The sequence below is a fragment of the Vibrio sp. 1078-1 genome, from assembly GCF_033340475.1.
In genome coordinates this window covers 193,350-216,781 of record NZ_JAWOWM010000006.1, presented here as the reverse complement: position 1 = coordinate 216,781, position 23,432 = coordinate 193,350, and the positions used below count along the sequence as shown (strand labels likewise).

Below are 23,432 nucleotides of genomic sequence, written 5' to 3'. Positions count from 1 at the left end.
CTAACAAGGAGTTGGTTATGTTTGTTTTGATTTCCACACTATTGTCCATCGCTATTTTAGCCGGAATATATCACTTATCTTCTAAACGAGAGCAGCAACATGCGCGCAAATATCAGCTGTTAACATTGTTGCGAGATGTTGTTCACCTTCTGAGACACCACCGAGCTGCTACTCACTACTCGCTTCAATTCCAACAAAACGATCAACAAAAATTGGACGCTCTTCATGATGCTCTGACTAACAAGCTGCATCTTTTAGTCGAAACATCACGGTTTGAAAACAAACCCATGTATCGCGTATTACAGATTAAAGTAGGGAAACTACTTGAACAATGGAATGACCATAGTGTTGCAAGAAACCAGATGGAGCATGGTAAGTTAATTCGTCATTGCTTGTTTTTGATGGATGAAGTAACCATCGCATGGCTAGCGGTTGAACAAAGAGATGACTTGCATAATGAGTATCACATGAACTGGCAAAACATTATGGATAGCTTGGAGACCCTGACTCAGTTACGAATCAGCATTCAAGATTTAGGAGAGCAAGGCGGAAATGAGCGTTTCAAAAATTATGCATCGGTCATGATGCGTAAGCTAAACCAACTAGCGGTTATCGCTCCACTTAGCATTACCTCTCCTGCTTCCACGCGCTCAATACAGACGCTAAATGAATACGTGACAGGGAGTCATGTCGACTTAACAGAAGCAGAGCTTTATGGCGTCACATCGGACTTGTCATTGACCATCTTCAATACTTACGACCATGTCCTTTCAGATGTCGTAGAGTCATTATATCTACCGTTACCCAGACTCTCACTAGCAGGATAAACGTTCCATACCTTATTATTGGTGCTTGGTTCATCGCCGACTTATAAATAAAAACAAAAAAACCGCAGGCCTAAGGCACTGCGGTTTTCGTTTATTCAACTTGTCAGCGCTTAGCTGTCGTCTTCCGTGAAGTTCGTTGGTAATTGCTTTTTCATTTCGTTCCAGATCAACGCACTTTCCATACCATAATGACGAATCACTACTGGTAGTTGCTCACGCTGGCCACTTTCACAAGTTTCGAGCAATTGATGGTAAAACTTCAGAGCTAGCTCACGAGAAGCTGGATTTGAGAAGTAGTAGCTACCGACACGATCGTAGAGCTTCTTCAAACCATTAAAGATCAAACCGTAAATTTGATTTCCTGAATGGAATGCTAGGCGCTGGAAAAGCATATAATCGTAAAAGTTGAACGTTTTAGCAATCAAGATTTCTTGACGCTTCGCTTCATCTTTCTCGTTATCTTCTTTCACATTCTGCAGAACTTTTTCAGCATACGGCGAAGAAGCGATGAATTCGTCCCAGGAAGCCGCATTCATTAAAGCTTCACAAGATTCGATTACGTTCTTAATTGTACGCTCAGAGCTCTCTTTGTTCGCTTTAAATGCATAGCGCATAAAGATAGGACTGATGTTGGTACGTGCCGCAAGCAGATCTTCTACAATGTTTGTCGCATTATCAACGTCTAGCGTCATTAAAGTATCCAAAATATGCAGGCCAGAGGTCTCCATAAATTGGTTAACTTTCGTAGGTTTGCCGTGCTGGATAGTTAACCATCCGTCACGGGCTAGTCGTTGAAGAACCTCTCTTAAAGTCGTTCGAGTAACACCAATCAGTTCGGACAGCTCGCGCTCAGCAGGTAAAATTGAGCCTGGAGGAAAACGGCCGTTCCAAATGCTCTCGATAATATATTTTTCTGCGAATCCCGCAGGGCTTTTCGCCTTTATGACCATTCTACTTTTTATCCAATATTGATTTCTGAGGGTCGATACTACTCATCATACCACTACTTAGCGGTTTGAGAAAATTTACGATCAATAGTGGAAATGACTCCATAACATAGAGTTAATACTCTATATGTTGTGTCAATTTAAGAGGCTCTAACATGCGAGCGAAAGCAGTAAAATATGAATTTTCATTTAATTAAACAGCTCACAAATCTCGGAGAAATAAAGACAACCGTGTCACATTTTTATATTCAAAATATGAAAAATTACTTTGTATATCACAGTTAATATTCTTTCTTAATTTGCCTTTTCTCGTCACTGACCGTCATTTAAAATCCAAGAGGATTTTTTTAAGACTTTCATGGTATAGTAACGCCGTTTTGATCGCGTTATTACATTTAAAAAGTCATTTTAGTCGGTAGCATCACGTTTTGTTATTGACTAATAAATGCCTGAGTGTAGAGTTTGCGGTCGAAAGTGAGCGGTGCTTGAGTTCAGGGGAAGTAACTTGGCAAGACTACAATAAACAAAGGATTGTTGTTTTGCTAAGTTATTGTTTTTAAAGACTAGTTAATAAGTCTAACAAACAGATACTTAAGCACTATTGTAGTGTCTATTCATAATTTTGTTATAAAGAGAATTATCATGCCGATATCGCTCGGAAACGCTTTTATCAAGAACTTCCTTGGTAAAGCGCCTGATTGGTACAAAGTTGCCATTATAGCCTTCTTAATAATTAACCCGATTGTATTCTTCCTAATAAACCCATTTGTAGCTGGATGGTTGTTGGTCGCTGAATTTATTTTCACGCTAGCAATGGCATTAAAATGCTACCCATTACAACCTGGCGGTTTACTTGCTATTGAAGCCATTGCTATCGGCATGACTAGCCCTGCGCAAGTTAAGCACGAATTAGTAGCAAATATCGAAGTACTGCTACTTCTGGTGTTTATGGTTGCGGGCATCTACTTCATGAAGCAGCTATTGCTGTTCATTTTTACCAAAATTTTACTTGGCATTCGCTCTAAAACCCTACTATCACTCGCGTTCTGCTTTGCTGCGGCATTTTTGTCTGCATTTTTGGATGCCTTGACGGTTATCGCCGTTGTTATCAGCGTGGCGATCGGCTTTTACTCTATCTATCACAAAGTAGCGTCTGGTAACCCTATCGGTGACCATGACCATACACAAGATGACACGATCACTGAACTAACGCGTGATGACTTAGAAAACTATCGTGCCTTTTTGCGCTCTTTGTTGATGCATGCTGGTGTAGGTACTGCCTTAGGTGGCGTAACCACGATGGTTGGTGAACCTCAAAACTTAATTATTGCAGACCAAGCGGGTTGGTTATTTGGTGAATTCCTAATCCGTATGTCTCCAGTGACACTACCTGTATTTTTCTGTGGTCTCATCACTTGTGCTTTAGTTGAAAAGCTTAAAGTGTTTGGCTACGGCGCGAAGCTTCCTAATAACGTTCGTCAGATCCTCGTCGATTTTGACCGTGAAGAGCGTAAAACGCGAACAAATCAAGATGTCGCAAAACTCTGGGTTCAAGGTCTTATTGCGGTTTGGTTGATCGTTGCACTCGCTTTGCACTTAGCGGCTGTCGGCTTAATTGGCCTTTCTGTGATCATTTTAGCGACCGCATTTACTGGTGTCATTGAAGAGCACTCCATGGGGAAAGCGTTTGAAGAGGCCCTGCCCTTCACTGCACTGCTTGCTGTATTTTTCTCGATCGTTGCTGTAATCATTGATCAAGAGCTGTTTAAACCAGTCATCGATGCGGTGCTTGCCGTTGAAGATAAAGGTACTCAGCTAGCTCTGTTCTATGTGGCGAATGGCTTATTATCTATGGTGTCGGATAACGTGTTCGTTGGTACGGTTTACATCAATGAAGTAAAAACTGCACTCATTGAGGGCCTCATTACTCGTGATCAGTTCGACTTACTGGCGGTGGCAATCAATACTGGTACTAACCTGCCTTCTGTTGCAACGCCAAACGGTCAAGCGGCATTCCTATTCTTACTCACATCGGCTCTCGCTCCATTAATTCGTCTGTCTTACGGTCGAATGGTTATCATGGCGCTGCCTTACACCGTCGTTCTTGCGATTGTCGGTCTGATGGGAATCATGTTCTTCCTAGAGCCTGCAACAGCTTCTTTCTACGAAGCTGGTTGGATTTTACCTCATAGTGGTGATCTGACTCCCGTAGTATCCGGTGGTCACTAAAATTTGAGTTGATTAGGAAACTTATCCACGATAAAAAGCTCTGAGTATTCAGAGCTTTTTCTATTTCAGACAGGAACAAAAACGTGACTATTTTAAATTCACTTAACCAGTTTTCAAAGGGACGTTTATCGTGGCTACTGCTTCTGCTATTCGTCGTTTTCTTTGAAGCATGTGCCCTCTATTTTCAGCACGTCATGATGCTTGCACCATGTGTCATGTGTATTTATGAAAGAGTCGCGATGATGGGAGTGGGCGTCGCTGCAATGGTTGGTATATTGGCACCCAAGAACCCAATTTTCCGCTGGCTAGGTTTGATAGGCTGGGGATTAAGTGCTTACAAGGGTTTGTTACTTGCAATGCAGCACGTTGACTACCAGTTTAATCCATCACCATTCGCGACTTGCGATTTATTCGTCACATTCCCTAGCTGGGCTCCGCTCAATCAGTGGGTTCCTTGGATGTTTGAAGCATATGGTGATTGCTCTAAGGTTGTGTGGCAGCTCCTTGATTTATCAATGCCACAATGGTTAGTAGTAATTTTTGCAGGCAATTTAATCGCTTTGGCATTAATTGTAATTGCACAATTCTTCCCTGCAAAACGCGTTAATCCAATTCGTTAATCCTACTGACGCGTAAAAATTAACAAAAAGCCGACCATCTGGTCGGCTTTTTGTTAAGTGGATAGCGCGGCGATTCGATTTAGCCGCGTGATTGACCACAGCACTGCTTGAATTTTTTTCCGCTCTCACAAGGACAGGGATCATTGCGCCCGATACCTTTGAATGGGTTTAGGCTTTGAGCTTTATTGCCTACCATCAACTCATCCGCGCCCAGCGCGACTTCACCGACCATTAAATCAAGCTGGTCGACTAAATCTGTCAGGGCCGGTGGCGTTTCAATACCTGCGTCACGCATCTGTTGCTGCGTTGCTGGCTCATCGATCGCCAGCATCAAAGTGGTCAGTAATGCTTGCAGCATACGCTGTAATCCATCATTGAGCTCAACGTCTTGCCACTGTTCTTCAATCATTGGCCAAACAGACATAAAGCCTTCGGCAAAATCAGCAAGTTGTTCAGGTTCTTTGCCTGTTAGCTCTAGCACGGAATATTCGTTTCGTTGAATTCGGTTATGCTGCTTGTGAATTTGCTCTTCCACAGCTGGTTGAATCGCTTTGAATCCCTCACCTAATAGCGGCTCTAACCACTTTTCAGGAGCGAGTGGTTTTGTCGTCAGATTCGCAGCTAACACTGCGCCTTCGATAAATTGGCAAGATTCATCGACGTGAACTTCACCTTTTTCAATCAATGTGTATTGCATGACATCTGGTTTCCCATAAATTTGGCGGCATTATACCTCAGAGCTCAAAAGCACGTAACCTAACGTTGTGTGTTTGACTGCATTGGGCGCTTCGACTCTTTTAATGACAAACTTAACTTACATCGCTACAATCGCCCTCCTTTTTACCACCAAACTGTATTAGGCAAGCTATGCGAGTAGTACTAGGCCCAATGGAAGGCGTTTTAGATCATTTGATGCGCCAAATCCTGACCGAGATAAACGACTATGACCTGTGTGTTACGGAGTTTGTTCGCGTAATCGACCAGCTATTACCCGATCATGTATTTCACCGTTTATGCCCGGAGCTGTTGCAAGGTTCTCAGACTGCATCTGGTGTGCCAGTACATGTGCAATTGTTGGGACAAGAACCAAACTGGATGGCTGAGAACGCAATTAAAGCGGCAAATCTTGGCGCCAGAGGTATTGATATAAACTTTGGTTGCCCAGCCAAAATGGTCAACAAAAGTAAAGGTGGTGCTGCTCTACTTCAGCATCCTGAGCTCATTCACCGTGTGGTTAAAGCTTGTCGAGAAGCCGTTCCAGAAGCCATTCCCGTAACTGCAAAAATTCGTCTTGGCTGGGAGAACCCTGAAGATTGCTTTGAAATTGTCGATGCCATTCAGTCTGCTGGCGCAAATGAATTGACCGTACACGCACGTACTAAACAAGGTGGTTATAAAGCTTCTGAGATAAAATGGGATTACATCAACCAAATTCGCGAACGTTTCGATATCCCACTGATAGCGAATGGTGAAATTTGGAATTATGAAGACGGTCAACGTTGCATTGAAACGACTGGCGTTAACTCTTTGATGGTGTGCCGAGGCGCTTTCAATATCCCTAACTTAGGCAATATGGTAAAACATAACCACCAGCCAATGTTATGGCCCGAGGTGGTTGAGTTGCTCATCTATTATTCCAAGTTTGAGATGAAAGGCGATAAAGGCTTGTATTACCCAAACCGCGTAAAACAATGGTTCTCTTACTTACGTCAGGCTTATCCTGAAGCAAAAGACCTATTTAGAGAAATCAGAACGTTCAACAAAGCCGCACCAATTGTTGAGCATATTCAACGCTACCGCGATGACTTAAACTCTCAGGTTGCATAACTCCCGAACACAAAAAAGGACGAATATCTCGTCCTTTTTTGTACCTAAATCCTAGTAACAGATCTTATTTTTGCCGGTACTTTTGGCTTGATATAACTTTTCATCCGCCGCTTTAAACAATTCATCAAAGTTTTCTACTCGGCTCTCTTTACTAAACACCACACCGCCAGAGATCGTAAAGCCTTCTTTCGTTACGCGTGTCGAGCGCTCATCTATGGCTTTTTTTACTCTGTCTAAAATGAGTTTAATGCCTTCTGAATCTTCGTCATAAATCGCTAAAACGAATTCTTCGCCACCAAACCTTGAGGCAACATCGGTATGGCGAATATTTTCACGTATACATTTTGCAACAAGCTGAATTGCAGAATCACCGACATCATGACCATAGGTGTCGTTGATCTTCTTGAAGTTATCAATATCGAACACTGCCAAAGCAACCTGTTTTTTTGTCATCTTATTACGCCACACGGTTTGCATACCTCGACGATTCAATAAGCTGGTCATTGGGTCTCTTGCTGCCAGTTCTTTAAAGTAACGTCGCTCGCTATGCATATTCACATAGAACAAGACGACGGTACTCAGCACGTAAATAAATAGTGCGACAATAAGGCTGTATTTTTCAAAAACCGCTAGGTTCTTAGCTTCATCCCAAAGGTTGTACTCGTAGTACATGCTGTGATTCGCACTCAATCGCTCTAATTCGACTGGTTTGATTCGTGTACTGTTTGAAGGAATGGATTGTAAATTGGAAACCAAATGAAACTGACCAACAAGACCTAGCGACGAAGCCATGAGCGTATTGATGTCAAAATCAATAGACAAAACACCTTGATGTTCTCCTTTCTCATAGACGGGTACCGTCATACTAATGACTTGACCTTCCATCGAGTCCAACACAGGCCCTGGTCCAGCCAAGGTAATGTTCACTTTATCTTGCGCGGTTTTTTGCCAAAAAGGTCGGGCTTTTAGCGTTGACAAAAGCTCTCTTGTGAAATTTTTTGCGTAGGTATCGGGTGAGGAGATAACGTAACCGCGCTTGTCAATGTAATGGATTCCAACAATGTGCGATTCAATATCGTGCAGAAATGACAAGGACGGCGCAAAACCCGCCTTTTGTTCAGCTAACTGGTTAATCGTTGAACCTTGCTGGCATAAGCTTTCGTCCCCTACGATCATATAATCAAGGTCAACCGCAGGTAACCCTTCACTATAAACACTATCGAGTAATAACACATCTATAGGCCAAAGATAACAAAGCCCTTCTTTGACTAAAGAATTATGTTCTTCAAACAGTGGGTTAGCGTAATTGGTATAGTTGGTGAAGCTGTAATCTAAAGCCGTGAGTACTTTAATACCGCGAGACATTGCACGCTCGATACGCGAATACTCAGAATCGATATAGCGGTTAACCGCATCATAGTAATTTTTCGTTGTCACGAGTAAAACCACTACAAATAACGCCAGAGGAAAAAAGATGACAAATGAGAGGCTAAATCGCCTTTGGTTTACCATTGAGTACCATACATATGAAAGGTCAATAGTCTCTTATGACTGCTATTAAATTGATACTCGTTATCTGGTGACGCATGCAATGCAGCACCAGATAACAAGAGACCAAACAAATGTGTGCGCGCTGTTTGAGACCGTTTATATATTAAAGGAGTTTAATCAATATAGAGTGTGGTGTCACTTTAGTCGCCATAATTTGCAGCTCTGTGCAGACATATTGACAGAGATATGACCTTTATAATCAACCTGTTCTGTGTCATCTAACAACGATACAACTTGGCTAACCTCCAAGCCCAGTTGCCACATAGGTAAATCGATTGAACATTCATTACCACTGAGATTAATCATTACAACGACTGCTTCACGACCCAGTACACGTGCGTACGCCAACAGGTTGTTAGTGCAATGAAGCCATTGAATACAGCCCGACTGTAAAGGCTTACATTGTTTACGTATCTTGATCCATTGTTGGTAAAGCGATAGCCATTGTGAACTTTCAATTTCATTCCAAGGAAAACAGCGACGATTATCTGGGTCTAGACCTCCTTCTAGACCGACTTCACTCCCGTAGTAAATACAAGGCGTGCCAACGTAAGTCATAAGCATTGCTAGCGCGATGTTCATTTTACGCTTATCACCATCAACCAGTGTGATAAAACGAGCAGTATCATGACTATCGAGTTGATTTAGCTGCGATAGCTGATTCGAAAATGGAATTTTTGCTCTGGCTTCGTCCAACCATGCTTTAAACTCCAAACCATCAATGTTGATTGGTTCATACATAATATCTTGCTGCGCGATAAAAGCTCGAACTGGATGAGCAAAACCGTAGTAGTTCATCGCCCCATCCTCTTGATCACCTTGCAACCACTGCGTTGCTTCAAAAAAGTGCTCACCTAACACATAAGCATTCGGGTTTACTGACTTAGTCGCATTACGAAACGCTGCCACATAATGAGCATTGTTTTTCGCGCCGTCTCCTTCGCCAAGCATATGGATTACATCAAACCGCCAGCCATCAACCAAGTACGGTGGCTTCAGCCAATACTTGATGACAGAATCTTCACTTTGGTAGATGTAGTCGCGCACCTGTTCATTTTCAAAGTTCAGAACCGGTAAGTTACCAATGCCTTTCCAACCAATGTAGTGATTGGTTTCACCTTCGAAAAAGTAGTAATCACGGAACTTTGACTGCGGATTGCCATACGCTCCTTCTCCTTTTTGTTGGATATCAAACCAAGGATGATGCACTGACGTGTGGTTAAACACCGCGTCTAAGACAATCTTCATATTCTTACCACGGATTTTCTCACACAGTTCAGCAAACTGATCGTTGGTGCCGAGCATAGGGTCAACAGTGAAGTAATCGGTGGTGTCATATTTATGATTACTTGGTGAAGAAAAGATCGGGTTGAAATAAAGCGCAGTAACGCCGAGCTGTTCAAGATAGTCCAACTTTTGTTCTACACCTTTGAGGTCGCCGCCAAAGAATTCACGCGCCCCGGTATTTTGGTGAGAGCCTACCGCGTCTCCCCACGCCTTGACAATCGATGCAGAATCATACTGCGCATAAGCGTGGCGAATATCAGACTCACTTTTACTAGCAGAAAAACGGTCAGGAAAGATTTGATAGAAAACTTGCTCTTGGACCCAGCTTGGTGGTTGATGGTTTACATTCAACTTAAAGTGGAACTCTTTGGGTGGAATACGCTTTTGCACACCCCGTGCATCGAGCCAGTATTGTTGTCCGTCTTTGAGGATCTTAAACACATAATGTGTGACATCTCGATCTCGATTTGGTCGAAACGATGCCTCCCATAGTAACAATTCCCCAGCTGTTCCAATTTGAGCCATGTCGACCAGATATTCTTCATTGTCCGGCTCAATACGCACATAGACGGAATCAAAATCCAATGTCTCGGTTTTCAGCCTGACTGTAACTTGCTCGTCATTAAAAGCTAAACCATCAATAGTTTGACTATGAAAAATAAATGGCAGGTTCATTATGGGCACTCCTCGTCATCGGATATGCCACTATTTTATTGAAGAATTAGAGACAAGAAATCCTCCCTGCGAGTTGACATATCAGCCAATTTTCGCAAGGAGGATCACACTTAGTAGGCGTAGTGACTTGTCGGATACCGCTTAGTTCAACAAAAGACTGTCATCTGCCAGCTCTTCACCACGCACTTTGGAGAACATATCCAACAAGTCTGGTACTTGCATGTTAGCGCGCTGCTCTCCAGCCACATCAAGCACAATTTCACCTTGGTGAAGCATTACGGTCCTATCGCCACATGCTAATGCGTCTTTCATCGAATGCGTCACCATCATCACGGTTAAATCGAACTCATCGACAATACGTTTAGTTAAGTCGATAACAAACGCCGCCATACGAGGATCAAGCGCAGCCGTGTGTTCATCAAGCAACAACAACTTACTCTCCGATAACGTCGCCATCACAAGGCTAACGGCTTGTCGTTGTCCACCAGACAGCAACCCAATGCTATCGCCCAAGCGGTCTTCTAAACCAAGACCGAGGATGCTAATTCGCTCTTGGAACAGCTTGCGACGTTTGGTAGAGAGCGCCAACCCCCAGCTGCGTTTTTTACCACGCATGTGCGCTAGAGCCATGTTCTCTTCTATCGTCAGTTCACCACAAGTCCCGGCCAATGGATCTTGAAACACTCGGGCGCATTGCGTCGCACGTTGGGCAACCGTCTGCTTGGTGACGTCTTTGCCATCAATGATCACCTGACCACCTATCATCGGCGTCTCACCTGTCACCGCACCAAGCAACGTCGATTTTCCTGCGCCATTAGAACCAATCACGGTAAGAAATTGATGCTCTGGAACCTCTAAAGAGACGCCTTTCAATGCACGATTTTCCAAAATCGTCCCAGGGTTGAACGTGACCTGAATATTATTTAGTTCGATCATAATGCCTCCCCAGAACCATTTTTTGATGCCGCTTGTTTAGCATCAGTAACGCGTTGTTTCGCTCTCATGCTCTGTTTTAGCTTTGGAGCAATAAGCGCCACAGCCACCAATACTGCGGTAACCAGGTTGAGGTCTGAAGCTTGTAAACCAAACATGCCAGAGCTCAAAGCGAAAGCCACTGCAAGGCGATAAAGTACCGAACCGATGATGACCGCAAATACCGCAACCCAAATCTTGCGCCCGGGAATAAGGGTCTGCCCCAAAATCACAGCTGCCAAACCAACGACAATGGTGCCCACGCCAGAGGTCACATCCGCAAAGCTGTTCGTTTGTGCAAACAACGCGCCTGCGAATCCCACAAACCCGTTGGATAAAGCCAAGCCAAAGTAGGTATAAAAGCCAGTGCTCGCCCCTTGCGCAGAAACCATACGCGCATTCACACCCGTGGCTCGTAAACCAAGACCAAAGTCGCTGTTCAGCAGGCGAATGACAAAGAAAGCGGACAGAAGAACTAAGACCCCAACAACCAGAGGGCGAATAAACATCGCATCGCCCAATGCTTCAAACGGAGTGAGAATCGTATCCTCTCCAAGCAACGCCATATTAGGTTTGCCCATAATACGAATATTAATTGAAAATGCAGCGATCATGGTAAGAATGGAAGCTAACAGGTGTAAAATACCACACCGAACAGCCAGAAAAGCGGTTACCCACCCCGTCATACTACCAGCTATCATCGCCATTATTGTCGCAAGCCAAGGATTAATACCTGCGACAATCGCCGTTGCAGCCACCGCCGCTCCCATTGGAAAGCTGCCATCCACACTCAAATCGGGGAAATCGAGAACACGGAACGTAAGATACACACCCAGAGCGACTAGGCCATAAATCAAGCCAATTTCGAGTGCACCAAAAAAAGCAAATGCAGACATAACTGCTCCTTTCTGCATGCTCAGGCTGGCTAATACCAACCTGAACTTAAGACTTCTAACGTATACTCCCCTTCTTCTCTAGCAGAATGCTCTACACGAGAAATCCGGCGAGTATCAATTTTGGGGCAAGCGTCTACCAACCAACGTGACAGGCTTAACCCCAAAAAGCGTTACTTATTGCATGCTTGTCGCACGTTCAACCACAGAACTTGGCAGCTTGATACCGAGCTTAGATGCTGCGCTTTCATTAATTACAAGGTCAGAGCCCGTCGCGACTTTTACATCCAGCTTGCCTGGTTCTTGACCATCAAGAATCGCCGCCACGTAATCCGCGGTTTGTACACCAACCTGGTAGTAGTCAAAACCTAAGCCTGCAATAGCACCCTTTTCGACATACGACGTCGCGCCACCAAATACAGGTTTCTTCGCTTGATTCGCTGCCACAATCATCCCTTCAATCGCACTTGCAACTGTATTGTCTGTTGGGGCGTAAAGAATGTCTGATTTCGCTGCAATCGCTTGAGTCGCAGACTGAACATCAGCACTTTTTAGTGCGGTCGCTTCAACCACTTGTATGCCTTTTGCTTTTGCGCTTTCTTTTAATAATTCAACTAAAGTCACGGCATTAGCTTCACCGGGATTAAATACAACCCCGATGCTTTTCACCTGAGGAAGAATTTCTTGGATGAGATCGACATGCTGAGCAACGGGTGAAAGATCAGACAGGCCAGTTACGTTTTTGCCTGGTTGTTCCATCGACTTAACCAATTTCGCACCAACCGGATCTGTTACCGCAGTAAAGACAACAGGAATAGAGCGAGTAGCCGACACCAAAGCTTGTGCCGAAGGTGTCGCGATGCCAACTAACACATCAGGATTTTCACCGACGTACTGACGGGCAATTTGCACCGCAATCGCTGGATTACCCTGTGCGGTCTTATAATCAAATTCTAGATTTTTGCCTTCTTCGTAGCCTTTCGCTTTCAAACCATCAAGCAATCCTTGGCGCGTCGCGTCTAACGCCGGGTGTTCGACAATCTGTGAAACTGCGACAGTTGCAGTGGCGGCCAGTACATTGGTAGAAGAGAAAATAGCAGTAGCTGATAGAACGGCAGTGGCTAATAAACGTTTCGTTTTCATCATAACTCCTTGATGTGACTTCGTCCTTGTTTCACGAGCTTTCAATATGTGTATCGACTCGTGAATTCAAATGTTTGAAGGCGGTATTGTTGTGTTCATATAACTGTGCACTTCTTGCGCATCTTGTTTTTATTATTACTACTAAGTCTTAGTAAAGAAAAGAAAGATTTAACACTAAAGCAACATTTGTGATCGGGGGGACTTCTTCATCCGGAAAGAATCTTTGGTAAACAAAGCTTCGCTCGCTTCATCAACGACCGTCAAAGTAGGTAATAGAGGCAGGATCAAAAATGGAGCGGCCAGTGCACACTCCATTTCAAACAATTTAAATTAGAACCAACGCTCTAATGACGATTTATCGAGCTGGCGAAACGCTCGGTTCAGTATTATCGCAAGCTCTTTGTAACGAGGGCGAGCTTTGACAGGCTCTAATGCAAAACCTGTTTCCACAATTTTTTGATGCAACTCCCGATACCAAGAGGCCAAAGAAGGCGGCAATTTCGTGTTGGATCGAGCACCAAGCCACCAAATGCCTTGAAGTGGCAAGCTAATCGCAAACAAGGCAACAACAATGGATTGAGGTAACGCGTGGTAATTGTTGAATGCCATTTGAGTGAGTACGCTGATCGCAGCAACGGCCGGCATGACTTTAATGCCAAAGCGAGTCGCCTTAATGATACGCTGTTCCGGAAATATGGCGCTTAGCTCTTTACGAACTGGCCAGATCTCCATGTAATTCTGGCCATCTTTCAGGCTATGGATCAATCCGACTTTATTACTCATACCGCTCTCTCACTAAAAAATAGTTGAACATTTCAACTGAAGGTACAAAAAATTGATGAAAGTTAATATTCTTTCAAATTTTTTTTGTTATCATTGCTTATTATCGCTATCCTTTGCAGACCCTCAATCTCATTGTTGCTGTTATTTACAATTTAAGCAACTCCGAGATATCTATCTGCACGGATCGCATCATAGTGATGGAAGGGTTCATCACTATTTCTTTATATGGAATTAGAACAATTTTTGACCAGGATTAGTGCGCAGCCTTCTGGGTATCGGCTATTCTTGTGATTAATTTTTCATTCTTTAACTGATTTTTTTATCAGACGAATAACAGGTAGTCATACATGTCTAAGCTAGTTTTAGTTTTAAACTGCGGTAGTTCTTCTCTTAAATTTGCCGTTGTTGATGCCGAGAACGGCGACGAGCACTTGTCAGGTCTTGCTGAGTGTCTTCACCTTCCTGAAGCTCGCATCAAGTGGAAACTTGATGGCAAGCACGAAGCTCAACTAGGCAATGGTGCAGCTCACGAAGAAGCACTAGCGTTTATGGTAGAAACTATTCTTGCTTCTAAGCCAGAGCTTAAAGCTAACCTAGGCGCAATCGGTCACCGTATCGTTCACGGCGGCGAGCAGTTCACTCAATCTGCACTAATTACTGATGAAGTTCTAAAAGGTATTCAAGACGCTGCAACATTTGCACCTCTTCATAACCCTGCTCACATCATCGGTATCGAAGCGGCTAAGAAAAACTTCCCAGAGCTGAAAAACGTTGCTGTATTTGACACTGCGTTCCACCAAACTATGCCTGAAGAGTCTTACCTATACGCTCTTCCATACAACCTATACAAAGAACACGGTATCCGTCGTTACGGCATGCACGGTACTTCTCACTTGTTCATCACTCGTGAAGTTGCAGGCCTACTAAACAAACCAGTTGAAGAAGTAAACATCATCAACTGTCACCTAGGTAACGGCGCATCTGTATGTGCGATCAAGAACGGTCAATCTGTAGACACTTCTATGGGTCTTACTCCACTTGAAGGTCTGGTAATGGGTACTCGCTGTGGCGACATCGACCCTGCTATCGTCTTCCACCTACACGACGCTCTAGGTTACTCTGTTGATCAAATCAACACGATGCTAACTAAAGAGTCTGGTCTTCAAGGTCTAACTGAAGTGACTTCTGACTGTCGTTTCGTTGAAGACAACTACGGTCAAAAAGAAGAAGCAACACGCGCAATGGACGTGTTCTGCCACCGTCTAGCTAAATACGTTGCTGGCTACACTGCTTCAATGGAAGGCCGTCTAGACGCAATCACTTTCACTGGCGGTATCGGCGAGAACTCTGGCCCTATCCGTGAAATGGTTCTAAACCGTCTTGGCATCTTCGGTATCGAAGTAGATAGCGAAGCTAACCTTAAAGCTCGCTTCGGCGGCGAAGGCGTTATCACGACTGAAAACAGCCGTATCCCTGCAATGGTTATCTCTACTAACGAAGAGCTAGTCATCGCTGAAGACACTGCTCGCCTGACAGGTCTTTAATTGAATTCCTGGCTAGCCACTCGGCTAGCCAGATTTTCATTCAAACGAATTTCTTAGGGGCTCAACTCCTATTCTTCGAGCTTCATGGAATAAGAGTTGAGCTTTTATCCCCCAAATAGCTAAAGGTACTCTACGAATGTCTCGTACTATTATGCTTATCCCTACTAGCGCAGGCGTTGGCCTAACAAGCGTTAGCATGGGTGTTCTTCGCGCTATGGAGCGTAAAGGCGTTAAAGTTTCTTTCTACAAGCCAATCTGTCAGCCACGTTCAGGTGGTGATCAGCCAGATCTGACTTCAACTATCGTTGGTCGTAACAGCGATATGAAGATCGGTGAACCAATGGCGATGTCTGTTGCTGAAAGCCTAATCGGTAACGACAACATGGACGAGCTGCTAGAAACCGTTGTTGAACGTTACAACCAAATCAACAAAGACGCAGACGTTACGCTAATCGAAGGTCTTGTACCTACTCGTAAGCACCCATTTGCAAACCAAGTAAACGCGGAAATCGCGGCAACACTTGGTGCAGAAATCGTGCTAGTTGCGACTCCAGGTACTGATAACCCTGCGCAACTGAAAGAGCGTATCGAAGTAGCATGTTCTAACTTCGGCGGCACTAAAAACAAAAACATCTCTGGTGTTATCATCAACAAGCTAAACGCTCCTGTTGACGAAGCTGGCCGTACTCGCCCTGACCTATCTGAAATCTTTGACGATGCAGACAGCGCAAAACAAAACGAATTGAAAGTGATGGAAATTTTCAACACTTCTCCAATTCGTGTACTAGGTTGTGTGCCATGGAGTATTGATCTGATTGCGACTCGCGCAATCGACATGGCTAAGCACCTGAAAGCAGATATCATCAACGAAGGTGACATCAACACTCGTCGCATCAAGAGCATCACTTTCTGTGCACGTTCTCTGCCAAACATGATTGAGCACTTCAAACCGGGTTCTCTACTTGTTACTTCTGCAGACCGTCCTGATGTTATCGTTGCTGCTTCTCTTGCTGCAATGAACGGTGTGGATATTGGTGCAGTACTGCTAACTGGCGGTTACGATATCCCTAGCGAAATCGAAGGCCTATGTAAACCAGCATTCGACACTGGTCTACCTATCTTCAAAGCACAAGGTAACACTTGGCAAACGTCTCTAAACCTGCAGAGCTTCAGCATCGAAGTACCTGCAGACGATAAAGAGCGTATCGAGTTCATCAACGAACACGTTGCTGGCCACATCGACGGTAACTGGATCGAGTCTATGACTGAAGGCACTCAGAAGTCTCGTCGTCTAAGCCCACCAGCGTTCCGTTACCAGCTAACTGAACTTGCTCGTAAAGCAGGTAAGCGTATCGTTCTTCCAGAAGGTGACGAACCACGCACAGTTAAAGCAGCAGCGATCTGTGCTGAACGCGGCATTGCAGACTGTGTACTTCTAGGTAACCCAGATGAAATCCGTCGCGTAGCGGCTCAACAAGGCGTTGAGCTAGGTACTGGTGTAACCATCATTGATGCAGATGCTGTTCGTGAAAACTACGTTGCTCGCCTAGTTGAGTTGCGCGGTGCGAAAGGCATGACTGAAGTTGTGGCTCGTGAGAAGCTACAAGATTCAGTATTCCTAGGCACAATGATGCTTGAGAACGACGAAGTTGACGGCCTAGTTTCTGGTGCTGTTCACACTACGGCGAACACTATCGTTCCTCCGTTCCAAATCATCAAGACGGCACCAAATGCGTCTATCGTATCTTCAGTATTCTTCATGCTTCTGCCTGATCAAGTACTGGTTTACGGTGACTGTGCAATCAACCCAGATCCAACTGCTGAACAGCTTGCTGAAATCGCTATCCAATCTGCTGACTCTGCAGCAGCATTCGGTATCGAACCACGCGTTGCAATGATCTCTTACTCTACTGGTGAATCTGGTAAGGGTGCAGACGTTGATAAAGTACGTGAAGCAACAAAACTGGCTCAAGAGAAACGTCCTGATCTTATCATTGACGGTCCTCTACAGTACGACGCTGCTATTATGGAAAACGTTGCTGCTTCTAAAGCACCAAACTCTCCAGTTGCAGGTAAAGCGACAGTATTTGTATTCCCAGACCTAAACACGGGTAACACGACTTACAAAGCGGTACAACGTTCAGCTGACCTAGTATCTATCGGTCCAATGCTGCAAGGTATGCGTAAACCTGTAAACGACTTGTCTCGTGGCGCGCTAGTAGACGACATCGTGTACACCATCGCTCTAACAGCTATCCAAGCAGACCAAGAAGCTAAATAATCGCTTCTGACATCTAGTTGGATATAGATACAAAGCCCTCGATTCGTCGAGGGCTTTTTCTATTGCTGGCCAGAACACTTATTTGTTTTTTATACCAATCACTGCACAACCTATAATTACTGGTGCACAAAGCTTTTCTCCCTATCGCCCCCATACCTAATCGACATTGCTCGTGCTTGTTCTTACACCGATTGACCCACTCCCCAAAATGCATTGGCTCCAAAGCAGCACGGTCCCTGTTCAATTTATCGGCATTATTTACGTTTTAGCTAAACTTTTTTGCTAGGAAATACGTAAAAGCTACTGCAATGCACAAACTCATTGACTGCTAAGGAATATATATGAAGGATTTCATCAATACATCACTGATAAAGTTTGGTTTAGCTGCGTTTCTGATTAGTTTTTCTTCATTCAGCTTTTCCGCCCCGAGTATTAAAGGCGTCGATCAAGATATGTCCGGAGGAACGGTGACCGCTGAAATGGCTTATGCTGATGACAATGGGTGGATGGTTGTCCACCGAACAGACGAATCAATGAAGCCTGGTCCTGTTATCGGCTACGCTCCGTTAAAAATGGGAAAGAATGAAAACGTAAATGCAATTTTGATGGAACCAGTAGAATCAGGCGATATGCTGATGTTAATGGTCCACGGAGAGAAAGGTGGCATGAAGACTGGTGTGTTTGAGTATACGCTCGGCGCTAAAGAGGACGGTCCTGTAAAAGTGGACGGAAAGCTAGTGATGGACATCGTACGCGCTAAGTAAGGTGACGATGAATGAAAAAGTAAACTCCTACTCCCGGTATTTAGATGACACAAAAGTACTTAACGGCATTGCTAACCGTTAAGTACTTTTTCATTTGCGATGGAAGCAGCAAACTAGCCAATCCTTTCTCTTCCATGAGGAGTATTTAGGTCTAAATCAGGCCCTTTTGGTACAACTTGCGTCGGATTAATCCCAGTGTGGCTGAAGTAGTAGTGGCGTTTAATGTGATAGAAATCCGTCGTGTCTTCGACGCCTTCAACTTGATACAACTCTTTTAAGTAGCCTTGTATATTTTCGTAGTCTGCGATGCGCTGCTTGTTACACTTGAAATGCCCCACATACACCGCATCAAAACGAATAAGAGTCGTAAACAAACGCCAATCCGCCTCAGTAATTGTGTTCCCTGCTAAGTAACGATGCGTCGCTAGGTGAGCATCGATTTTATCTAACGCATTAAACAAAGAATCAAACGCTTCTTCATACGCCTCTTGTGTAGTCGCGAAGCCACAACGATACACTCCGTTGTTGACATTCGGATAAACAAAATCGTTCCACTCATCAATAACGTGTTTTAGATGTTCTGGATAGTAGTCGTCGTGATTCCCTGTTAACGCATTGAATTCCGAATTGAACATGCGAATGATCTCTGACGACTCGTTTGACACAATAGTATTGGTCTTTTTATCCCAAAGTACAGGCACGGTTACGCGGCCCGTGTAATCGGGTTTGGCCTGCGTGTAAATTTGATACATGCGCGTGTGACCAAACAATGGCTCAGGAAGCCCCATTTGCCAACCTTGGCTGAGCATATCAGGGCAAACGACCGTGACATCAATATGTGGTTCTAAACCTTTCAGCTTGCGGAAAATGAGGGTTCGATGTGCCCACGGACAAGCAAGAGAGACATACAAATGGTATCGACCGGACTCTGGTGTAAACTCCGCATCAGGGTCGTTTTTAACCCAGTTACGGAATCCGGCATCTTCGCGCACAAATTTGCCACCATTTGATTTTGTGTCATACCAGACATCTTGCCAAACACCTTCAACCAACTTACCCATGATTGCTCTCCTCTCGTTCTGTTTGTGTCTATATTAGCGTTTCCTATCAAACAGAGAATCATCGAACTTAGGACATCATGTTCAAGAAATTCGAATGTATAAATCAGACACATAAAAAAAGCGCGACCCGATGAAGGTGTCGCGCTTAAGCCCGTCACAGGCTGAATTTATACACTAACGTGTAAACAAGATACCGCGTGAACGTCATTACCTAAAATGGTTGGCTTTGTCTTCGCACACTCTTCGGTTGCTTGTGGGCAACGAGTGCGGAATACACAACCCGACGGTGGGTTGATAGGTGAAGGAAGATCACCCTCTAGCATTTGGATTTTCTTATTGCGCTCAATATCCGGGTCCGGGATCGGAACCGCAGACATTAGCGCACGCGTATATGGGTGCTTAGGATCAGCAAACAGAGCCTCGGCCTCGCCAAGTTCCACGGCATTACCTAAATACATAACTAAAACGCGATCTGAAATGTGTTTAACGACAGACAAGTCATGCGCAATGAATACCAGAGAAAGCCCTAACTCTTTTTGAATCTCTTTAAGTAGGTTAACCACCTGAGCTTGAATAGATACATCAAGCGCCGATACTGGCTCGTCACAAATGATCATCTTAGGCTTAAGGATAAGCGCACGCGCTATCCCGATACGCTGACACTGACCACCCGAGAACTCGTGTGGGTAACGGTTAATCACGTTAGGTAATAGGCCAACTTTCGCCATCATCTCTTTAACGCGATCTTTCACTTCCTGCTTAGACAGTTCTGGATAGAATGTCTCAAGAGGTTCAGCAATGATATCACCAACAGTCATACGCGGATTCAGCGATGCCAATGGGTCTTGGAAAATCATCTGAATTTCTTTACGCGTCTCACGGCGCTGAACGCTTTTCATTTTAGTAAGGTCTTGACCCAACCAAACTACTTGGCCGTCAGTAGCTTCAACCAGACCAATGATGGCACGAGCAAACGTCGATTTGCCACAACCTGATTCACCTACTACACCAAGCGTTTCCCCTTCGTATAGTCGAACGTTCACGCCATCTACCGCTTTCAGGCTCGAAGGCTTTGACCACGGCCATGCCGACTTTGAGGCAATGCTGAAGTGAACTTTCAGCTCAGAAATGTCCAGAATTAGTTTTTTGTCTACTGCGTTCATTTGTTCCAAGCCTCCCATTCAGAAAAACATGCACGCTGACGACCATCACCAAATGGTGTCAGAATTGGCGCCTCGCGCTTACAACGATCCATCACACGGTGACAGCGCTCTTGATAAGGGCAGCCCGGCGGTAGACGAAGCAAGTTTGGTGGATTACCAGGAATGGTCGGCAGAATTTCACCCTCAGTATCGAGGCGAGGAATCGCCTTCAGCAGCCCCTCCGCATAAGGATGGCTTGGATTGTAGAAAATTTCGTTTACGTTGCCGTACTCCATGGTACGGCCTGCATACATCACCAGCACCTTGTCACACGAACCTGCAACCACACCAAGGTCGTGAGTGATCATGATGATCGCTGTGTTGAACTCAGATTTCAGCTCATTCAACAAGTCCATGATCTGTGCTTGTACCGTCACATCAAGTGCTGTTGTTGGCTCATCGGCTATAAGCAGTTTAGGACGACATAACAACGCCATCGCGATCATTACACGCTGACGCATACCGCCTGAAAACTCATGCGGGTACATCGTGATACGCTTACGCGCTTCAGGGATTTTTACCGCTTCCAGCATGCGTACTGATTCTTCAAATGCTTCCGCTTTGCCCATGCCTTTGTGCAGCATAAGCACTTCCATCAACTGATCACTGACTTTCATGTAAGGGTTCAGTGATGTCATTGGGTCTTGGAAGATCATTGCGATCTGTTCCGCACGCACTTTGTTCAGTTCTTTTTCTGGTAAGTTTAGGATTTCTTTGCCTTCAAACTTTGCGCTACCAGAAATAATACCATTCTTAGCCAAAAGGCCCATGATTGCGAATACGGTTTGAGATTTACCTGATCCCGACTCTCCAACGATACCTAAGGTTTCGCCTTGGTTGAGAGAGAAGTTCAAATCGTTTACTGCGGTTACGATACCATCTTGCGTGGTGAATTCGACGCGCAGATCTTTGACATCTAATAAGCTCATCATTGCTTCCTTAATCTTATCTTTTAATTATCTGTCTTTTGGATCCAGCGCATCGCGCAGGCCGTCACCAACGTAGTTGAAGCAGAATAGCGTCACAACCATGAACACTGCTGGGAATGCCAGCTGCCAGATTGCTACTTCCATTGTCTGTGCACCTTCTTGTAGAAGAGCGCCCCAACTTGTCATTGGTTCCTGAACACCAAGACCAAGGAATGATAGGAATGATTCCGTTAGAATCATACTTGGGATAAGCAGCGTAGAGTATACCGCTACAATACCCAGTACGTTCGGTACGATATGACGAGTAATGATTTTCCAGTTGCTTACACCACACACATGTGCCGCTTCGATAAACTCCTTGCTACGTAGACTAAGAGTCTGGCCACGTACGATACGCGCCATATCTAGCCATGCGATAGCACCAATCGCAACGAAGATCAGCATGATGTTACGACCGAAGAATGTTACCAGTACAATCACCAGGAACATAAACGGTACCGCGTATAAAATTTCTAGAATACGCATCATTACGCGGTCAACTTTACCGCCGATGAAACCAGATGCTGCGCCGTAGAGCGTACCAATCAGTACCGCTACAAATGCACCCATAACACCTACCATCAACGAAATACGACCTCCAATTAGCGTACGCACGTATAAATCACGGCCTAAGCTGTCAGTACCAAACCAATGGTCAGCATTCGGTGCAACGTGCATCGCGTACCAGTCAGTATCATCAAATGTGTACGGTGCGATCATTGGCAGGATAATAACCGCCAACGTCATTAGAACAAGAAGGAATAAGCTCACCATCGCCGCTTTGTTGCGCATGAAACGGATACGAGCATCTTGCCAAAGACTGCGACCTTCAATCTCCAAGTTTTCGGAGAATTTCTCAATCGCTTCTAGGTTTTCTTTTTTCGTTAACATAACCAAACGTCCCTGTTAGTAGCGAATTTTCGGGTCAATCATTGCAAGTAAAATATCTACAATCGCGTTGAATAGAATGAATAGGAAACCAATCAGAATGGTTACCCCCATTACTAGCGAGTAGTCACGGTTAAACGCAGCGTTAACGAATAGTTTACCAATACCAGGCAGACCAAAAATGGTTTCGATAACAACGGAACCGGTGATGATACCTACGAAAGCTGGGCCCATGTAAGAAACAACAGGGAGAAGTGCCGGCTTAAGAGCGTGTTTGATAATGATATAACGGTAACTTAGACCTTTAGCACGTGCCGTACGAATAAAGTTACTGTTTAGGGTTTCGATCATCGAACCACGCGTGATACGAGCAAAGGTAGCAACATACAGTAGCGACATACCAATAACAGGAAGCACTAAATACTGCCAGCTACCATCTTGCCAACCGCCCGCAGGGAAGATATTCCAATGAAGCGAGAATATGTAGATAAGCGCAGGCGCTAATACAAAGGATGGCATTACGACACCAAGCATCGCAGTCGACATAATGGTGTAATCAATCCAAGTATTTTGCTTGAGCGCAGCAATGGTACCGACGGTAACCCCCATTATCAAAGTAAAGATAAAGGCGATGAAGCCCACTTTAGCCGAAACAGGTAAGGCAACCGCGATCAGCTCGTTTACTGAGTAATCAAGGTATTTAAATGACGGTCCGAAATCACCTTGGATAACATTGGTCAAATACGTGGTGTATTGTTCAAATACAGGTTTATCCAAGCCATATTTAGCTTCGATATTTGCCATTACTTCGGGTGGCAATGGACGCTCTGTCGAGAAAGGGTTTCCCGGTGCAAAGCGCATAAGAAAGAAAGATACGGTGATCAAAACCAACATTGTTGGGATCGCCTCAAATATCCTTTTTGCGATGAATTTAAGCATAAACTCACTCTTTCAGTCTGTGACAGTTAAA

20 protein-coding genes are annotated in these 23,432 nt (G+C 44.6%); 7 read left to right on the top strand and 13 right to left on the bottom strand.

The annotated features are described in order from the left end of the window. The first annotated feature begins 17 nt into the window (after positions 1–17). A complete protein-coding gene (locus R7190_RS14480) occupies positions 18–827 on the top strand; it encodes a hypothetical protein (RefSeq protein WP_017821380.1) in 810 nt (269 codons plus the stop codon). Positions 828–937: 110 nt separating this feature from the next. On the opposite strand, the gene fadR is transcribed toward R7190_RS14480, so the two are convergent. Beyond that, positions 938–1,777, bottom strand: a complete 840-nt coding sequence (gene fadR, locus R7190_RS14475; protein ID WP_005380824.1) for a fatty acid metabolism transcriptional regulator FadR — start codon at positions 1,775–1,777, stop codon at positions 938–940. 639 nt (positions 1,778–2,416) lie between these two features. Here fadR and nhaB point away from each other — a divergent pair. Together nhaB and dsbB are read left to right on the top strand one after the other, a co-directional pair. Further along, the gene (nhaB, locus tag R7190_RS14470; RefSeq protein ID WP_005380822.1) at positions 2,417–4,003 is read left to right on the top strand and encodes a Na(+)/H(+) antiporter NhaB; all 1,587 of its coding nucleotides are present in this window, start codon (positions 2,417–2,419) and stop codon (positions 4,001–4,003) included. Between the two features lie 83 nt (positions 4,004–4,086). Next, positions 4,087–4,623, top strand: coding sequence for a disulfide bond formation protein DsbB (dsbB, locus tag R7190_RS14465; RefSeq protein ID WP_031779052.1), 537 nt, complete (start codon positions 4,087–4,089; stop codon positions 4,621–4,623). 79 nt (positions 4,624–4,702) lie between these two features. Here dsbB and R7190_RS14460 read toward each other — a convergent pair whose 3' ends face one another. After that, positions 4,703–5,320: a YecA family protein gene (locus R7190_RS14460; RefSeq protein WP_033905759.1), complete on the bottom strand. Its 618-nt coding sequence runs from the start codon at positions 5,318–5,320 to the stop codon at positions 4,703–4,705. Positions 5,321–5,490: 170 nt separating this feature from the next. Here R7190_RS14460 and dusC point away from each other — a divergent pair, with 170 nt between their 5' ends. Continuing rightward, a complete protein-coding gene (gene dusC / locus R7190_RS14455; RefSeq protein WP_186584797.1) occupies positions 5,491–6,450 on the top strand; it encodes a tRNA dihydrouridine(16) synthase DusC in 960 nt (319 codons plus the stop codon). Positions 6,451–6,501: 51 nt separating this feature from the next. On the opposite strand, the gene R7190_RS14450 is transcribed toward dusC, so the two are convergent. The 6 genes from R7190_RS14450 to yfbV form a co-directional block, all read right to left on the bottom strand. Then, positions 6,502–7,962 (bottom strand): sensor domain-containing diguanylate cyclase, encoded by a 1,461-nt coding sequence (locus R7190_RS14450; RefSeq protein ID WP_054576223.1) that lies wholly within the window; start codon positions 7,960–7,962, stop codon positions 6,502–6,504. A gap of 174 nt (positions 7,963–8,136) precedes the next feature. Next, entirely contained in the window at positions 8,137–9,963 is a 1,827-nt protein-coding gene (gene malZ, locus R7190_RS14445; RefSeq protein WP_054576224.1) for a maltodextrin glucosidase, read from the bottom strand. Positions 9,964–10,104: 141 nt separating this feature from the next. Next, positions 10,105–10,899 (bottom strand): ABC transporter ATP-binding protein, encoded by a 795-nt coding sequence (locus tag R7190_RS14440; RefSeq protein ID WP_005387275.1) that lies wholly within the window; start codon positions 10,897–10,899, stop codon positions 10,105–10,107. Next, complete coding sequence (locus tag R7190_RS14435; protein ID WP_012841584.1) at positions 10,896–11,831, bottom strand: ABC transporter permease; 936 nt, start codon at positions 11,829–11,831, stop codon at positions 10,896–10,898. The genes R7190_RS14440 and R7190_RS14435 overlap by 4 nt, the downstream gene beginning before the upstream one ends. A gap of 174 nt (positions 11,832–12,005) precedes the next feature. Beyond that, complete coding sequence (locus R7190_RS14430; protein WP_017633858.1) at positions 12,006–12,971, bottom strand: ABC transporter substrate-binding protein; 966 nt, start codon at positions 12,969–12,971, stop codon at positions 12,006–12,008. Positions 12,972–13,301: 330 nt separating this feature from the next. Then, complete coding sequence (yfbV, locus tag R7190_RS14425) at positions 13,302–13,754, bottom strand: terminus macrodomain insulation protein YfbV (RefSeq protein WP_005380809.1); 453 nt, start codon at positions 13,752–13,754, stop codon at positions 13,302–13,304. A gap of 347 nt (positions 13,755–14,101) precedes the next feature. Here yfbV and R7190_RS14420 point away from each other — a divergent pair, with 347 nt between their 5' ends. From R7190_RS14420 to R7190_RS14410, 3 genes are all read left to right on the top strand, one after another. Further along, on the top strand, positions 14,102–15,298 hold the full coding sequence (locus tag R7190_RS14420; protein WP_005380807.1) for an acetate kinase: 1,197 nt from the start codon (positions 14,102–14,104) through the stop codon (positions 15,296–15,298). Positions 15,299–15,434: 136 nt separating this feature from the next. Continuing rightward, positions 15,435–17,579, top strand: coding sequence for a phosphate acetyltransferase (gene pta / locus R7190_RS14415; protein WP_005380805.1), 2,145 nt, complete (start codon positions 15,435–15,437; stop codon positions 17,577–17,579). Between the two features lie 341 nt (positions 17,580–17,920). Beyond that, positions 17,921–18,343 carry a hypothetical protein gene (locus R7190_RS14410; protein WP_318137570.1) on the top strand — a complete coding sequence of 141 codons (423 nt, stop codon included), beginning with the start codon at positions 17,921–17,923 and terminating at the stop codon, positions 18,341–18,343. A gap of 113 nt (positions 18,344–18,456) precedes the next feature. Here R7190_RS14410 and R7190_RS14405 read toward each other — a convergent pair whose 3' ends face one another. From R7190_RS14405 to oppB, 5 genes are all read right to left on the bottom strand, one after another. Then, entirely contained in the window at positions 18,457–19,404 is a 948-nt protein-coding gene (locus tag R7190_RS14405; RefSeq protein WP_042523110.1) for a glutathione S-transferase family protein, read from the bottom strand. Between the two features lie 167 nt (positions 19,405–19,571). Continuing rightward, on the bottom strand, positions 19,572–20,585 hold the full coding sequence (gene oppF, locus R7190_RS14400) for a murein tripeptide/oligopeptide ABC transporter ATP binding protein OppF (protein WP_005387265.1): 1,014 nt from the start codon (positions 20,583–20,585) through the stop codon (positions 19,572–19,574). After that, the gene (locus tag R7190_RS14395; protein ID WP_005380792.1) at positions 20,564–21,535 is read right to left on the bottom strand and encodes an ABC transporter ATP-binding protein; all 972 of its coding nucleotides are present in this window, start codon (positions 21,533–21,535) and stop codon (positions 20,564–20,566) included. The genes oppF and R7190_RS14395 overlap by 22 nt, the downstream gene beginning before the upstream one ends. A 27-nt stretch (positions 21,536–21,562) precedes the next feature. Then, on the bottom strand, positions 21,563–22,465 hold the full coding sequence (gene oppC, locus R7190_RS14390; protein ID WP_017633861.1) for an oligopeptide ABC transporter permease OppC: 903 nt from the start codon (positions 22,463–22,465) through the stop codon (positions 21,563–21,565). A gap of 15 nt (positions 22,466–22,480) precedes the next feature. Continuing rightward, positions 22,481–23,401 (bottom strand): oligopeptide ABC transporter permease OppB, encoded by a 921-nt coding sequence (oppB, locus tag R7190_RS14385; RefSeq protein WP_005380786.1) that lies wholly within the window; start codon positions 23,399–23,401, stop codon positions 22,481–22,483. Positions 23,402–23,432: the final 31 nt, after the last annotated feature.

Bases quoted from the DNA above. Each gene is read 5' to 3' on its own strand.
- R7190_RS14420 (WP_005380807.1), top strand. From the start codon at position 14,102: ATGTCTAAGCTAGTTTTAGTTTTAAACTGCGGTAGTTCTTCTCTTAAA.
- R7190_RS14450 (WP_054576223.1), bottom strand. From the start codon at position 7,962: ATGGTAAACCAAAGGCGATTTAGCCTCTCATTTGTCATCTTTTTTCCT.
- oppB (WP_005380786.1), bottom strand. From the start codon at position 23,401: ATGCTTAAATTCATCGCAAAAAGGATATTTGAGGCGATCCCAACAATG.
- dusC (WP_186584797.1), top strand. From the start codon at position 5,491: ATGCGAGTAGTACTAGGCCCAATGGAAGGCGTTTTAGATCATTTGATG.
- fadR (WP_005380824.1), bottom strand. From the start codon at position 1,777: ATGGTCATAAAGGCGAAAAGCCCTGCGGGATTCGCAGAAAAATATATT.
- R7190_RS14435 (WP_012841584.1), bottom strand. From the start codon at position 11,831: ATGTCTGCATTTGCTTTTTTTGGTGCACTCGAAATTGGCTTGATTTAT.
- pta (WP_005380805.1), top strand. From the start codon at position 15,435: ATGTCTCGTACTATTATGCTTATCCCTACTAGCGCAGGCGTTGGCCTA.
- R7190_RS14460 (WP_033905759.1), bottom strand. From the start codon at position 5,320: ATGCAATACACATTGATTGAAAAAGGTGAAGTTCACGTCGATGAATCT.
- R7190_RS14405 (WP_042523110.1), bottom strand. From the start codon at position 19,404: ATGGGTAAGTTGGTTGAAGGTGTTTGGCAAGATGTCTGGTATGACACA.
- oppF (WP_005387265.1), bottom strand. From the start codon at position 20,585: ATGGGAGGCTTGGAACAAATGAACGCAGTAGACAAAAAACTAATTCTG.
- malZ (WP_054576224.1), bottom strand. From the start codon at position 9,963: ATGAACCTGCCATTTATTTTTCATAGTCAAACTATTGATGGTTTAGCT.
- R7190_RS14440 (WP_005387275.1), bottom strand. From the start codon at position 10,899: ATGATCGAACTAAATAATATTCAGGTCACGTTCAACCCTGGGACGATT.
- R7190_RS14480 (WP_017821380.1), top strand. From the start codon at position 18: ATGTTTGTTTTGATTTCCACACTATTGTCCATCGCTATTTTAGCCGGA.
- yfbV (WP_005380809.1), bottom strand. From the start codon at position 13,754: ATGAGTAATAAAGTCGGATTGATCCATAGCCTGAAAGATGGCCAGAAT.
- R7190_RS14430 (WP_017633858.1), bottom strand. From the start codon at position 12,971: ATGAAAACGAAACGTTTATTAGCCACTGCCGTTCTATCAGCTACTGCT.
- R7190_RS14395 (WP_005380792.1), bottom strand. From the start codon at position 21,535: ATGAGCTTATTAGATGTCAAAGATCTGCGCGTCGAATTCACCACGCAA.
- nhaB (WP_005380822.1), top strand. From the start codon at position 2,417: ATGCCGATATCGCTCGGAAACGCTTTTATCAAGAACTTCCTTGGTAAA.
- oppC (WP_017633861.1), bottom strand. From the start codon at position 22,465: ATGTTAACGAAAAAAGAAAACCTAGAAGCGATTGAGAAATTCTCCGAA.
- R7190_RS14410 (WP_318137570.1), top strand. From the start codon at position 17,921: ATGAAGGATTTCATCAATACATCACTGATAAAGTTTGGTTTAGCTGCG.